At 65.2% G+C, this 13,646-nt stretch carries 12 protein-coding genes and 2 pseudogenes; 9 read left to right on the plus strand and 5 right to left on the minus strand.

Features of this window, described 5'->3' with window-relative positions; translation table 11 throughout:
• Positions 1 to 2: 2 nt before the first annotated feature.
• From E3T25_RS04100 to E3T25_RS04110, 3 genes and pseudogenes are all read left to right on the plus strand, one after another.
• Positions 3 to 275 (plus strand): annotated as a pseudogene (locus E3T25_RS04100) (IS1380 family transposase); the annotation flags it as partial.
• A 359-nt stretch (positions 276 to 634) separates the two neighbouring features.
• Positions 635 to 967, plus strand: a complete 333-nt coding sequence (locus E3T25_RS04105; RefSeq protein WP_134372356.1) for a helix-turn-helix domain-containing protein — start codon at positions 635 to 637, stop codon at positions 965 to 967.
• A complete protein-coding gene (locus tag E3T25_RS04110; RefSeq protein WP_134341996.1) occupies positions 960 to 2,180 on the plus strand; it encodes a type II toxin-antitoxin system HipA family toxin in 1,221 nt (406 codons plus the stop codon). The genes E3T25_RS04105 and E3T25_RS04110 overlap by 8 nt, the downstream gene beginning before the upstream one ends.
• Before the next feature lie 516 nt (positions 2,181 to 2,696).
• On the opposite strand, the gene E3T25_RS04115 is transcribed toward E3T25_RS04110, so the two are convergent.
• A complete protein-coding gene (locus E3T25_RS04115) occupies positions 2,697 to 3,323 on the minus strand; it encodes a wax ester/triacylglycerol synthase domain-containing protein (RefSeq protein ID WP_166785815.1) in 627 nt (208 codons plus the stop codon).
• A gap of 116 nt (positions 3,324 to 3,439) precedes the next feature.
• On the opposite strand from E3T25_RS04115, the gene E3T25_RS04120 reads away from it, so the two are divergent.
• Positions 3,440 to 3,790, plus strand: coding sequence for a hypothetical protein (locus tag E3T25_RS04120; RefSeq protein WP_134372360.1), 351 nt, complete (start codon positions 3,440 to 3,442; stop codon positions 3,788 to 3,790).
• Between the two features lie 66 nt (positions 3,791 to 3,856).
• On the opposite strand, the gene E3T25_RS04125 is transcribed toward E3T25_RS04120, so the two are convergent.
• Positions 3,857 to 4,408 (minus strand): cob(I)yrinic acid a,c-diamide adenosyltransferase, encoded by a 552-nt coding sequence (locus E3T25_RS04125; RefSeq protein ID WP_104099443.1) that lies wholly within the window; start codon positions 4,406 to 4,408, stop codon positions 3,857 to 3,859.
• A 457-nt stretch (positions 4,409 to 4,865) separates the two neighbouring features.
• On the opposite strand from E3T25_RS04125, the gene E3T25_RS04130 reads away from it, so the two are divergent.
• Together E3T25_RS04130 and E3T25_RS17325 are read left to right on the plus strand one after the other, a co-directional pair.
• Complete coding sequence (locus E3T25_RS04130; RefSeq protein ID WP_134372362.1) at positions 4,866 to 7,673, plus strand: vitamin B12-dependent ribonucleotide reductase; 2,808 nt, start codon at positions 4,866 to 4,868, stop codon at positions 7,671 to 7,673.
• Positions 7,674 to 7,694: 21 nt separating this feature from the next.
• Positions 7,695 to 7,969, plus strand: a pseudogene (locus E3T25_RS17325) (hypothetical protein); the annotation flags it as partial.
• Here E3T25_RS17325 and E3T25_RS04140 read toward each other — a convergent pair.
• The gene (locus E3T25_RS04140) at positions 7,902 to 8,552 is read right to left on the minus strand and encodes a TetR/AcrR family transcriptional regulator (RefSeq protein ID WP_134341991.1); all 651 of its coding nucleotides are present in this window, start codon (positions 8,550 to 8,552) and stop codon (positions 7,902 to 7,904) included. The pseudogene E3T25_RS17325 and the gene E3T25_RS04140 sit on opposite strands and share 68 nt — an antisense overlap.
• Before the next feature lie 138 nt (positions 8,553 to 8,690).
• On the opposite strand from E3T25_RS04140, the gene pdhA reads away from it, so the two are divergent.
• From pdhA to E3T25_RS04155, 3 genes are read left to right on the plus strand one after another with little or no spacing between them, the layout of a single operon-like run.
• A complete protein-coding gene (gene pdhA / locus E3T25_RS04145) occupies positions 8,691 to 9,821 on the plus strand; it encodes a pyruvate dehydrogenase (acetyl-transferring) E1 component subunit alpha (protein ID WP_134341990.1) in 1,131 nt (376 codons plus the stop codon).
• Complete coding sequence (locus E3T25_RS04150; RefSeq protein WP_104099447.1) at positions 9,818 to 10,834, plus strand: alpha-ketoacid dehydrogenase subunit beta; 1,017 nt, start codon at positions 9,818 to 9,820, stop codon at positions 10,832 to 10,834. Before pdhA ends, E3T25_RS04150 begins: the two co-directional genes overlap by 4 nt.
• The gene (locus E3T25_RS04155) at positions 10,831 to 12,123 is read left to right on the plus strand and encodes a dihydrolipoamide acetyltransferase family protein (RefSeq protein ID WP_174721914.1); all 1,293 of its coding nucleotides are present in this window, start codon (positions 10,831 to 10,833) and stop codon (positions 12,121 to 12,123) included. Before E3T25_RS04150 ends, E3T25_RS04155 begins: the two co-directional genes overlap by 4 nt.
• A 55-nt stretch (positions 12,124 to 12,178) precedes the next feature.
• Here E3T25_RS04155 and E3T25_RS04160 read toward each other — a convergent pair whose 3' ends face one another.
• Together E3T25_RS04160 and E3T25_RS04165 are read right to left on the minus strand one after the other, a co-directional pair.
• Positions 12,179 to 12,511, minus strand: a complete 333-nt coding sequence (locus tag E3T25_RS04160) for a cupin domain-containing protein (protein ID WP_104194316.1) — start codon at positions 12,509 to 12,511, stop codon at positions 12,179 to 12,181.
• A 10-nt stretch (positions 12,512 to 12,521) separates the two neighbouring features.
• Positions 12,522 to 13,625, minus strand: a complete 1,104-nt coding sequence (locus E3T25_RS04165; protein WP_104099450.1) for a tellurite resistance/C4-dicarboxylate transporter family protein — start codon at positions 13,623 to 13,625, stop codon at positions 12,522 to 12,524.
• Between the last annotated feature and the right edge of the window lie 21 nt (positions 13,626 to 13,646).

Below are 13,646 nucleotides of genomic sequence, written 5' to 3' on the forward strand. Positions count from 1 at the left end.
AGATGCAATTTTTCCATAGGCCCACGGCCTTGTCAGCGTCCCTCGATGACACCAATCTCGTGTCGGCCGCCGGACTCGTCCCTGCGATGATGTTGGCCGCCTCCACGGGCTTGGGCGAGCTTGCCAGCCGGTGATTGACGTTGCCGGGGTACCTCGGGGCGAACGCAGGGTTGAAAGTCACCGCGTTGGTCGCGGGGATGCTCGCCGGCGCGGACTCGATCGATGACATGGCTCTGCTCCGCCACGGCGGGATGAAGAAACTCTTCGCCGATGCCAGACATCAGGCGCCTGCGCGGAGATCGAAGGGGCCATTCGCCCGGCTCGCGCGGCCGCCTGTAACCACTCACCCCTGGAGTCAACTGAACTCGAGGCAGTCCCTCGTGAGTCTTGTGAGTCTGGTGCGATTTGTGAGTCGTGTGAGCTTGGGCCGCACCCGACATTCCTGCCAAATGTGGGCACGCGTGAACCTCTCCGCCCGTAAAGGCACCGGAGTCTGCCCGCCACACGCCCGACACGCGGCACACTCGTCCGGTGCGCTGCGATCCGCCGCAGACGGGAAACCAATTTAAGGCGAAGTATCAAATGCTTTATAAACGTTAGTGTATAAAATAATAGACGTTAGGGAGGAGAGTCAATGGTTGAGAAGCGATTAACCCCCATCCCCGTCCGGCGTGCTCTCCGTGAACTTGGCACAGACATTCAGACGTGGCGGAAACTTCTCGGGTTGACTGCTACGCAGGTCGCGGACCGCGCGGGCATGAGCCGGGCAACCCTCCACAAGCTGGAATCAGGGCAGGGAGGCGTCAGCCTCGAGACCGCGCTGCGTGTCTTCCGGGCACTTGGAATCATGGACACGGTCGTTGAGAGCGCCGACCCTTATCGCAGCGACATCGGCCGGCTTCGCTCCGAGGAAGTTCTCCCGCAGCGTGTGCGTCAGAGCCGGCCGAAGAAACAGGCCGATGTCTGACGCGGAAGTCTGGGTGCAAATAGACGGTGTCGACGTCCGCGCGGGCACGGTCTACGCGCATCGTCGACGCAACTCCGAGAGCGCCACTTTCACCTACGACATCGATTATCTGGCCAGACCAGACGCGTACTCGCTCGATCCGGGACTACCCCTCTCATCCGGGTCTTTCAACACTGCGGACGGGCGTCGCCTTTTCGGGGCGTTCACGGACTGCGCTCCCGACCGCTGGGGACGCAAACTCATCGAAAGATCCGAACACCACCGTGCCGCACAAGGCGGTGGAGCTGCACGCAGTTTCGGCGAACTCGATTACACGCTCGGTGTTCGCGACGACCTTCGTCAGGGCGCCTTCCGGTTCCGTCGTCCGGGGACCACTGATTGGCTGGGGCCGGCGGCTGCAAGCGTGCCGCACCTGGTCGGCCTGCCGAGACTTCTCCACGCTGTTGAATCTGTTGAGAGCGACCATCCCGATGACGAATCGTTGCGGCTACTCCTGCGTGCGGGAAGCTCTATCGGTGGTGCCCGGCCCAAAGCTTCCGTTGTCAACGGCCGGGGTGCATTGCTCATTGCGAAGTTCCCCCGTGTTGCCTCCGACGAATGGGACGTCATGGCGTGGGAGCAGCTTGCTCTGACGCTGGCCAGCCGGGCAGGCATTCGAACGCCGCGCACTGAATTGATGAGTGTCGCAGGCCGGAACGTGCTGCTGCTCAACAGGTTCGACAGAGTCGGGGATAGTCGCATCGGATATGTGAGCGCTATGACGATGCTCGAAGCAGTTGACGGCGAGCACCGCAGCTACTTGGAAATCGCCGAGGTCATTGAGCAGTCATCCTCATCTGCGACGCGTGACCTTCGCGAGCTGTGGCGCCGGATCGCGTTCTCAATCCTGATCTCTAACACCGACGACCATCTCAGAAACCACGGGTTCCTCCGGTCGGACACCACACGCAGCTGGGACTTGTCTCCCGCGTTCGACCTCAACCCCAACCCGGCAGCGGGACCCAAAGAGTTGTCCACGTCCATCGACTACGACACCTTTTTCGCGGACACCGCCGCCCTCCTAGACGTGGCTCGGTACTTCCGTGTGAAAGACGCCGTCGCATTGCTATTAGAAGTCAAGGCCGCTGTTTCCGGGTGGGTCGTGGAAGCCCGCCGACTCAATATCCCGGAAAGCGAAATTGACCTGATGGCTGGCGCGTTCGTTGCCGGATGAGCCCAGAAGGCTGGACGGACCGAGTGTTCAAGTACTCGACGCCGGTAGCGGGGGTTTCGCGATCTGATTCATCTGCTCACGCTGGCGCTGAAGAGCCGGAGCGAGCACGGTATCCGCGATTTCCGAGACCAGGCGTAGGAGTAATCGGATAAGCCGTTCGAGGGGCATTGTTGCGCGGAGGCTAACCGCGCGCAACAGAGACTCGGTCGATGGAGCTCTCCCTCGCTCCATATCCGCTGAGGGTTCTGCGAGGATTGAATTCCAGTAGATACTGACCGGACTCGCCCGGCCGACCATTGGCGTCGTGCAGATCGTCGGGAACAACGCTATTGGTGGATGGCACAGCCCGCGCCCGCAGTAGTTTCTGCCCGACGTGCCCGACTTCTAGGGCTGAATGTCGGCCAAGGAATTTATTGCGGGGACTCGGGCGACTCGTCGCGATCGACCGGCGCATCCTGGGCGGTCTCGTCGGAACGTTACCCGGCAGCGGCCCCGACGCGACTTTCCCAAATTGCCTCAGTAGAACCTTCGTGCAGGGCCTTGGCCAGTGGCAGGAGAGTTCGGCAGTGCGCCACCGATCGCGGTGAGCACGACGTCGTTGACCGTGGCTTTCTGGGCGTGACCGGCGTTGCGGATCCCGTCCAGCGCCACCGTGACCGTAGCGAGGCTTCGTCGCGGGCCGGTCGGCCGGTTAAGCGACGTTGGCCTCAGGCGCGTCCACCGCACCGACCGCAATTCCCGGGCCGCGTCCTGGAGGCGGCGCAGCAGAGCGGGGAGAGCACGCAGTGAACCTAGCCGGCGGGTCCAGGCGTCGATGGCGAGCTGGCGAATGGAGGCTTGCGGCCGCGGGAAATCGGATTCATGCGTCTTCGGGCCCACGGCCCTGGGCGTCCCGGTAGCGTCCGACTGGTCTACGAGCCCGCCCAGCACGACCAGGCCGGCCACTCCGTCGGCGAGCACGTGGTGAAAGACGACGATCAACGCGGCTTGGTGCCGCGCTACTCCGGTGACAAGTGTGGCTGCCCAGAGCGCACGGGTGCGCGGCAGCGGAGCGACGAGCAGCACTGCGGCTAGATCGAGTACCGCCTGCTCGCCCCCGGGGGCCGGGCAGCCGGGGCGAACAATCTGCTTTCCCGCAAGCACGCCTGGTGGCCCTGGCTGAGTGCGGAACGCATGCCATTCTGGACGCGGTGATGGGCCCGTGCGCGACGTTGGAAATTGAACTCTCCCGAGAGCTCGCAGGGCGCTTCGAACCGGGCATGTTGGTCCTCGCCGACCGCGGCTTCTCCGGCTTCCGGTTGGGGGCTCAAGCGGCAGCGACGGGCGCTGACCTGCTCTGGTGGGTCAAGACGAACCTCCGCCCTCGGCATCAGGAGACCCTCGCTGACGGGTCCTGGCTGGCGACGATCATCCCGACCTCGGGCCCGGGGCGGCAATCGACACCACCATTGACCGTGCGGGTCGTGGACTACACGATCGACGACGGACGCGACAACCCTGACGCCGACCGGCTGCTGACCACGATCCTTGATCCGGCCGAGGCCTCCGCGATAGAACTCGCGACCGTGTACTACCCCTCCACGAGCCAAAATCACCACTCAAACGCTTAACTGAACGGTATTGAGGCTAAGCGGAGGAGGAACCGGCGAGGGAGAGAATTCAATTTTGAGTCGTCCTCAGTCGTGGCTGGCAGGCTCTGTTTCGGGGCCCGCCGAGTGCCGGGCAAGCACGTAGAGCAGGTCGGAGAGCCGGTTGAGGTAGTGCCGCGCGTCGTCGCTGACCGGATGCCCGACCACACCGGCCCGCACCGTGTGCCGCTCGGCCCGCCGCACCACCGTTCTGGCCAGATCGATGGCGGCCTCGGTGGGCGTCGACCCGGGGATGAGGAAAACCGGCCGCAGCGGCCGGGCGGTCACCAGCCCGTCGATGATTCCCTCCAGCTCCGTGACCATGTCCGGAACGACCAGCGATATGCGCGGGACGAGGCGGTCGCGGTGAGCTGGGTTCACGACCAGATCAGCTGCGACGACGAACAAATCGCGCTGCACGCGGAACAGGATCGCGGCATGCTCGGGCTCGGCGCATCCCGCTCGCGCCAGACCGAGGGCAGACACCGCTTCGTCGATGTCGCCGACCGCGTCCATGAGTTCATCACCCTTGGAGACCCTGCCGCCATGAAGCATCCCGGTGCTGCCGGCGTCGCCGGTTCTGGTGTAGATTCTTGCCATTTCGTGGCCTCCCGTTGATCGCCGGACTAGGTTGACGAAGCTGGGCCGGTACCGGACAAATCCATCGTTTCATGCATTCGCGTGCCGGTGCGACTGTCTGCCGTCGGTGCGCGGGTGCCCGGCCACCGTCGGGATGCTGCACACCGCACGGAACACCACCCCTCTATCGACGTGGTTGCGCCGCGGGGCTCAGATTTTCCCCTTCAGCAGCGCAACGTTTTTTGGTGGGGATCTGATGCGGGCCGTCGTCCTGGCCGACGGCGCGGCACTGATCGGCCGGCCTGTGCGTGCAGCCCTGCTCCGCACCGCCAGGCGGGTTTTTTTCTGCAGCACTGCCCGTCGAGGACACGCCCGAGCCGAAGCAGAAAAACACAATCACTACATGTAGTGGTTCACTGAGGAGTCGACGCCCACTGGTAGTAATTCGGCATTCGGGTGTCGTGAGTGGGGAGCGAACATGAGTAGCAGGAATCAGAACGCCGAAGCCGGGTCTGACGGAAGCGATCAGGGTGCGCATAGTGCCGGACTGGCCATCGAGCGCCACTTCAGCACGCCCGGGGTCCACCCGTACGACGAGGTGGTCTGGGAGCTTCGCGATGTCGTGCAGACGAACTGGAAGAATGGCGAAACCGTCTTCGAGCAGAAGGGTGTCGAGTTCCCGGACACCTGGTCGGCGAACGCCTCCACCATTGTGAGCACCAAGTACTTTCGCGGGGCCATCGGGTCGCCCGAGCGGGAGTCCAGCCTCAAGCAGCTGATCGACCGGGTGGTCACGCGGTATGTGGTTGCCGGGTCGGCGAACGGGTACTTCGCCGGGGACGGCGACGCGGAGGTCTTCGGTGCGGAACTGACCTGGCTGCTCCTGCATCAGGTCTTCTCGTTCAACTCCCCGGTGTGGTTCAACGTCGGGACGCCATCGCCGCAGCAGGTCAGCGCCTGCTTCATCCTCTCGGTCGAGGACACAATGGAGTCCATTCTCGGCTGGTACCGCGATGAGGGGATGATCTTCAAGGGCGGTTCTGGGGCGGGGGTGAACCTGTCCCAACTGCGTTCCTCCAAGGAACTGCTCTCCTCCGGCGGAACGGCCAGTGGGCCCGTCTCGTTCATGCGCGGCGCCGATGCCAGCGCGGGCACGATCAAGTCCGGCGGGGCGACCCGGCGTGCTGCCAAAATGGTGGTGCTCGACGTGGACCACCCGGACATCGTGGAATTCATCGAGGCCAAGTCGAGGGAGGAAGGCAAAATCCGTGCTCTGCGGGATGCCGGCTACGACATGGACCTCGGCGGTGCGGACATGGCGAGCGTGCAGTACCAGAACGCCAACAACACCGTTCGGGTCAGTGACGAGTTCATGCGAGCCGTGGAAAACGGCACCAGCTTCTCCCTCACCTCCCGGCAGGACGGAAGCGAGATCGAGTCAGTGCACGGACCGGGCCTGTTCCGTCAACTCGCCCAAGCGGCGTGGGACTGCGCCGACCCGGGAATCCAGTACGACGACACCATCAACGACTGGCATACCAATCCTGAATCGGGTCGGATCACGGCGTCGAATCCCTGCTCGGAGTACATGTCGCTCGACAACTCGTCCTGCAACCTGGCCTCGCTCAATCTGCTCAAGTTTCTGCGCGCCGACGCCGTCCCGGGGGAGGACGTGTTCGACACGGATGCCTTCGTTCGAGCGGTCGAGCTGATCACCACGGCGATGGACATCTCGATCTGCTTCGCCGACTTCCCGACGCCGGCCGTCGGTGAGACGACCCGCGCGTTCCGCCAGCTGGGCATCGGCTACGCCAACCTCGGTGCTCTCCTGATGGCCGCCGGTCACGCCTACGATTCCGAGTCGGGCAGGGCCGTGGCCGCCGGGATCACCTCCCTGATGACCGGAACCGCCTACCGGCGTTCGGCCGAACTGGCCGGGGTGGTTGGCCCGTACGAGGGCTTCGCGCGCAATGCGGAGGCCCACACGAGAGTCATGCGCAAGCATGAGGCAGCCGACATCGCCCTGCAGACCTCGGGTGGCATGAGCGGCGAGATCCATGATCGGGCGTCGGCGGCCTGGCAGCAGGCCCTGATGTTGGGGGAGGTGTCCGGCTGGCGAAACGCGCAAGCCAGTGTTCTCGCTCCGACCGGCACGATCGGCTTCATGATGGACTGTGACACCACGGGAATCGAACCGGATTTCTCACTGGTGAAGTTCAAGAAGCTGGTGGGTGGCGGCTCCATGCAGATCGTCAACCAGACCGTGCCCCGAGCGCTGCGTGGCCTGGGGTACCCGCAGGAGGCCGCCGAAGCGATCGTCGAACACATCGCCCTGCACGGACAGGTCATCGGTGCCCCCGGGCTCGAACCGGAACACTACGCGATCTTCGACTGCGCCATGGGGAAGAGGGCCATCGCGCCGATGGGCCACGTGCGCATGATGGCCGCGGTTCAGCCGTTCCTCTCCGGAGCCATCTCCAAAACCGTCAACCTCCCGCAGAGCGCAACGGTCGACGAAGTGGAGGAGGTCTACTTCCAGGGCTGGAAGCTCGGGCTCAAGGCGGTGGCCATTTACCGCGACAACTGCAAGGTCGGTCAGCCCCTATCGGACGGCAAGGCCGCCCCGGCGTCCTTGCCGGTCGTGCAGCCCGCGTCGCCGATCCGGCGGCGACTCCCGAAGTCCCGCACGTCGATCACCACGTCCTTCGCTGTCGCCGGCGCCGAGGGGCATCTCACGGCGGGGTTGTACCCCAACGACGAACTCGGCGAGATCTTCCTCCGGCTGGGCAAACAGGGTTCTACTCTGTCCGGGGTCATGGACGCATTCTCCATCGCGGTCTCGATCGGCCTACAGTACGGGGTGCCGCTGCCGACCTACGTCGAGAAGTTCACCAATCTGCGCTTCGAACCGGCGGGGATGACCGATGACCCGGACATCCGGATGGCGCAGTCGATGATGGACTACATTTTCCGCCGCCTGGCCCTGGACCACCTGCCGTTCGCCACGCGCTCGTCGATGGGGATCTTCACGACCGCCGAGCGCGTTTCCCAGCTCGATGCGGGTGGCTCTGAAGCAACGGAAACGGCGCCACCGAGCCAGGTGCTGCCTCCGGCCCAGCCGCCTGCAGGGGCGACTCGAGCGGTGCATTCCTCGGCGGAACTACTCGAGGCTCAGCAGGGTCTCAGCTTGGATTCGCCGCTGTGCATGTCGTGCGGCACCGCCATGCGTCCGGCCGGTTCGTGCTACGTCTGCGAAAGCTGTGGCAGCACGAGCGGCTGCAGCTGAGGCCCATCGCTGCCTGACGGCGGTGGGCTGTCGGCGCCGATCTTCGACATCGTGCTCAAGGGCCTCACCATTCGCGGTTCGATCGGGGGCACCCGCCGTGACCTTGTCGAAGCCCTGATTTCCACAACCGTGGAGTGTTCCACCCGGCTGTCGCCACTGGCCGCCTCGAGGAGCTGGCCGACGTCCTCGACGAGATGCGCCAGGGCAGGATCGACGACCGGGTCGTCATCACGGACTCGGCGCACCCGCTGCCGATGCGGCGCCGGACAGGGGGCTCGCCGTCGTCAACTGGATGACGGCCAGCGCGGACCGAGCGTGGACCGCGGCCTCGGCGGCGGTCACCGGTTCGAGCAGCCCGAGCAGCCGCCGCCGGTAGTCTTCGCCCAGCAGCAGTGCGTAGAGCTGCTCGGCATGGGCAGCGGCCGCCTGGCCGTGCTCGGCCCGAATGTGGTCTGCGAGGCGCGCGATGTGGCGCATGTCGCCGTTGTCGTGCAGCCGTCGGGCGAGTTCGGGAAAACGCAGCGACTCGGCGATCACGAGGCGGTGTAGTCCGATCATCTGGGCCGAGTGCAACCCGTACACGATACGCGCGGCGAGTGATTCCAGCGTCTCCGTGCGGAGCGGCTCGCCACTGACGTTCGCGGCCAGGCGTCGCTGCATCTCGGTGAAGACGCCATCCTTGTCACCGAAGTAGGTGTAGATCGTGCGCTTGGTGACGCGGGCCGCGGCGGCAATCCGGTCCACCGTCGCCTTGCCGAAGCCATATTCGAGGAAGACCGGCAACGCGGCGTCGAGGATCTGGCCTCGACGCTCGACGCGCCCCGCCTCCGTGGGTCGGCCGCGCTTGCGAACCGGGCTCGCTGGGGTCGCTGAGTCCATGTCCGGCCCTTCGGATCTTCAAAAAAACGTTAAACGCAAACGTACTCTCGGATGTAGAATGAAACTAATTCGTATCATTAAAATTCGATGCGACTCTTCGATCTCCGACCTCACGAAGGCCGAGCAGGGAGTTCTTTCATGACCACTCGAGCGCGTACATCCGTGGCGACTCAGTCCCGACCAACCACCTCCCCGGATCGGCCGACCCCGGGCGCAAAACCCGATGTCTCCCCGGCCGACCGGGAACTCTTGACCGGGTTCTACCGCCAGATGATGCTCATCCGCCGGTTCGAAGAGCGAGCCGCACGGGCCTACACGCAAGCGCTGATCGGCGGCTACTGCCACCTGAATCTCGGCGAGGAGGCTGCGGTCGTCGGGCTCATGTCCGCGCTGCGCCCGAGCGACTACCTCTTCACCAACTACCGCGAGCATGGCTACGCGATCACCCGCGGCATCCACCCCAACCGGGTGATGGCCGAACTGTACGGCCGATCCGACGGGGTGTCCAAGGGGTGGGGCGGCTCGATGCACATGTTCGACTTCGAGAAGCGGATGCTGGGCGGCTACGGCATCGTCGGCGGCCAGATCCCGCTGGCGACGGGGGCCGCCCTGGCCATCGACTACCGCGCCGGCGACGAGATCGTGCTGTGCACGATGGGCGATGGCACCACGAACATCGGAGCATTCCACGAGTCTTTGAACATCGCGTCTCTCTGGAACCTTCCGATCGTCTACGTCATCATCAACAACAGGCTGGGAATGGCCACCACGGTCGACAAGGCTTCGGCTGAGCCGGACCTCTACAAGCGCGCATCCGCGTACCGGATGGCGTCGGAACGCGTCGACGGGCTCGATCCCGTCGCCGTGTTCGAGGCCGCCCAGCGTGCCGTTGCTCAGGCTCGCAGCGGTAAGCCCTTCCTTCTCGAGGTCGTGACGGAACGACTGCGTGGGCACTCCGTCGTCGACCCGGCCAAGTACCGCTCCGACGAGGAGATGTCCCTGGTCAAGGAACGAGACCCGGTGCACACCTTCGCCGCCAAGCTGGTCGCGGACGGTCTGCTTGACGAGCAGGAACTGGCGAAGATCGACGAGGAAGTAACCCTTCAGGCAACCGAGGCGGCGGCGTTCGCCGAGAACAGCCCGTTCCCGGATGTGTCGACCCTGTTCGACTACACCTACGCCACAGCCGTGGCCAATGACTCCCATCGGTTGCCCGGGCAGCCTCTGTTCGAGCCGGCACCGATCCCCGACTACGGAGTCAACCAATGAGCATCATGACCTATCGCCAGGCACTGCACGACACGCTGCGTTCCGAGATGCTGCGTGACGAGAATGTGTTCCTGATGGGTGAGGAGATCGGTCTCTTCGAAGGCGCGTACAAGATCACCGCGGGCATGCTCGACGAGTTCGGCGAGAAGCGCGTGCGGGACACCTCGATCGCCGAAGAGGGTTTCACCGGTGCCGCCATCGGCGCCGCGATGCTCGGGCTCCGCCCCGTGGTCGAGATCATGACCATCAACTTCTCCCTGCTCGCGCTCGACCAGATCGTGAACCACGCCGCCAAGATCTACGGCATGTTCGGTGGACAGGCCCGAGTGCCTCTCGTCATCCGCACGCCGGGTGGCGGCGGACAGCAGCTGGGTGCGACCCACTCGCAGAACATCGAGCTCTTCTACGCCTTCGTCCCCGGGATGAAGGTCGTCGCACCCAGCACGCCGGCCGACGCCAAGGCGCTTCTGATCGCGGCGATCCGGGACGATGACCCCGTGCTGTTCCTGGAAAACCTGTCGCTCTACAACATCAAGGGCGAGGTGCCTGACGGCGACGTGTCGGCCGAAATCGGCAAGGCTGCCGTCACCCGCAAGGGAAGCGACATCACTCTGATCGGCTATTCACGGATGGCCCACGTCGCGTCGCAGGTCGCGGCGCAGCTCGCGGAATCGGACGGCCTCGACATCGAGGTCATCGACCTGCGCAGTCTGCGTCCACTGGACCGCGAAACGGTTGTGGAGTCCGTCAAGAAGACGCATGCCGCCGTCATCCTCGAGGATGACTGGCTGACCTATGGAATCGGCGCTGAGATCGCGGCCACGATTTCCGATGGCGCCTTCGACTACCTGGACGCGCCCGTTCGACGCGTCGCGATGGCAGAGGTGCCGCTCCCGTACTCAAAACCTTTGGAGACGGCCGCGTTGCCGTCGGCGGAGGACGTCATCGGCGCCATCCGTCAGACCCTCGACGCCGTCGGTCGCCGCCGCTACCCGATGGGTGAAAAATCATGATCGAAATCACAATGCCCCGCCTCTCCGACACGATGGAGGAAGGCGCGATCGCGATCTGGCACAAGCAGCCCGGTGACCGGGTCGAGGTCGGGGACCTGCTCGTCGAGATCGAGACCGATAAGGCCACGATGGAGTACGAAGCCTACGAGGCCGGCACACTCTCGGAGCATCTCGTGGCAGAGGGGAAGCTGGTCTCCATCGGCGAGCCCATCGCACTGCTGGACGACGGCAAGCCGAGTGTCATGCCGGGGGCGACGCCGGCCGCCGCTGCCGACGCACCGGCGGCTACGCCGGCGGCCGAGGCCGCACCGGCAGTTCCTCCGATCGATGGCAATGCGGACGGGAACGCCGCCGGGCGCGGTGAGCGCCTCTTCGCGTCACCGCTGGTGCGCAAGCTCGCGCGGGAAAACCATCTCGACCTGAGCCAGGTGCGCGGCACGGGCCCCGGCGGCCGCATCATCCGCTCGGATACCGACGCACTGCTCGCCCAGGCGACCGCGCCCGGTGCCGACTCCGCCGTCCCTAACGCGACCGTGGTCGCTCCGAGCGCGGCAGCCGCCGCACCCTCACCGGACACCCTCGACAAGCGCGCGTCCGAGGCGATCCCGCTGAGCAACATGCGCCGCATCATCGCGCGGCGGCTGGGTGAGAGCGCCCGCACCATTCCGCACTTCTTCGTCACCGCCGCGGCCGACGCCGAGAACCTCGTGCAGTTGCGCACCGAGCTGAACGCGCAACTCGTTCAGGCCGGTCGGCCGAAGGTGAGCATCAACGACCTGCTGATTCGGGCGAGCGCGCTCGCCCTCCGCGAGCACCCCGAGGTCAACGCGTCCTACATCGACGACGCGAGCGTCGAGATGCTGGTGCACCACCGCGTCAATATCGGTGTGGCTGTCGCCTCGGGCAACGGCCTCGTGGTTCCCGTGATCGAGGACGCGGACCAGAAGACCGTCAGCCAGCTCGGTACGGAAGCCAAGCAGCTCGTCTCCCTGGCCAACGCCAAGAAGCTCACAGCCGGTCAGATGTCGGGCGGCACGTTCACCATCAGCAACCTCGGCATGTTCGGTGTGGAGCAGTTCACCGCGATCATCAACCCGCCCGAAGGGGCGATCCTGGCCGTCGGCGGCACCGCCCGCGAGGCTGTCGTGGTCGGGGACGAGATCGTTGCCCGGCACAGGATGCGCTACACCCTGTCGGCGGACCACCGGATCATCGACGGCGCTGTGGCCGCACAGTTCCTGCAAACGCTGACCCGACTGATCGAGAACCCGTGGACGATCATCGCCTGATCACCTGCACGGGGGACCGCTGCGCGCCTGTCGCGGCGGTCCTCGATCTGGCGTTCTAGCCCTTCTTGGCAACGGTCATCAGGACCGTGGAATCTACGACCGCCTCAAGGCTGTGCCGTGCGTCCGGAACGATCAGGAAATCACCGGCGCGCCCCTCCCAGACGTCGTCGCCGGCTCTTAGCCGCACGCGCCCGCTGAGGACATAGACCGTCGCCTCACCCGGATTCTCATGCTCACTCAGGGAGATTCCGGCCAGCAGCGCGATGACGGTTTGACGCATCACCTTCTCGTGGCCGCCGAAGACCGTTCCGGCTGCGCGACCACTGGTGCCGGCTGCGGCTGCCTTCAGGTGTTCGCGGGCGAACGCCTCGATCGAAATTTTCTGCACGGGTCGGTTCTCACTTTCTCGGTTGGCCGGTGACTGCGGGCTCAACGGTCAGGTGCCGCGGGTCAGGGGATCCACGAAACAGTCCACCTGCCCGCAGCGGCTGGCGGACCATCGCGGTGAACATGACCAACCACACCACGAGAGCCACCCAGAGTGAGACGGTCCCGATCTGCCCGACCAGTGGAAGGTCATCGGCCTGGCCCAGGTAGATTCCGGCGACCGCGTACATCCCGACGGGAAATGCGATGCTCCACAGCGTCGCTTCGTAGCGCAGTGGCACTCGGTGTGTGACGTGACGCCAGAACCCCACCGCGATGAGCACGGGGATGAGCCAGGTGGCGAACGCCCAGAACATGACGGAGACGCCCGCAACGAGCCCCCGGGTCGCGGTCACCATCGGGGCGTCCGCCATTTCGACGATGCGGGCACCGGCCAGCACCGTGATCGCGCACGCGCCCATAGACACCCAGTAGGGCGGGTCCAACTGCTCAGGCCGGATGTCATAGAGCACCAGCCGTAAGGATACGAAAACACCCGCGGCACCGTAGAGGAAGATGCCCACCGACCAGGACAAGATCGCGAGGACTGCGAGCAGTGCCCTGGCATCGCCCGACACGGGCTCCAACGAGGCCGCCACGACGGCGACCGACTGGCTGGCGACGACCCAGATGAACCAGGTCCCGTTCGCGGCGTTGAGCACGGGGCGCACGCTGCGGCCCAGGACCGCGAACCACGGGAGAGCGTAGCCGAGCAACAGCCAGGTGATTCCGGACACCCCGAGGAGAACTGTCGCCAGGCCGAACCAGCCCTCGATGGCGAGACGGGCAGCCAGGACGTTGGTGCCGGCGACGAAAGTGAAGAACTGGAATCCGCGGTGGGGATCGTGCATGTCCGCAAGGAAGGCCGCGGAATAGGCGATGAGCCGCCACCCGGTAAGCGCCACGAGAATCAGGTAGGCCGCGGCACACACGACCATGAGGATGAAGCTGAGCGTCTGGACGCCGATCAGGTGCATCCCGACCGAGATGATCCCCGTGGCCATGACCAACGCGAAGTAGCCAGGCGGCATCCCTCGGACAGCGGCACCCACACGCACACCGCTGTTAGACGTCACCCTGACAGGCTAGCGCGCCGG

This window comes from Cryobacterium sandaracinum (genome assembly GCF_004403415.1).
Lineage (GTDB): Bacteria > Actinomycetota > Actinomycetes > Actinomycetales > Microbacteriaceae > Cryobacterium > Cryobacterium sandaracinum.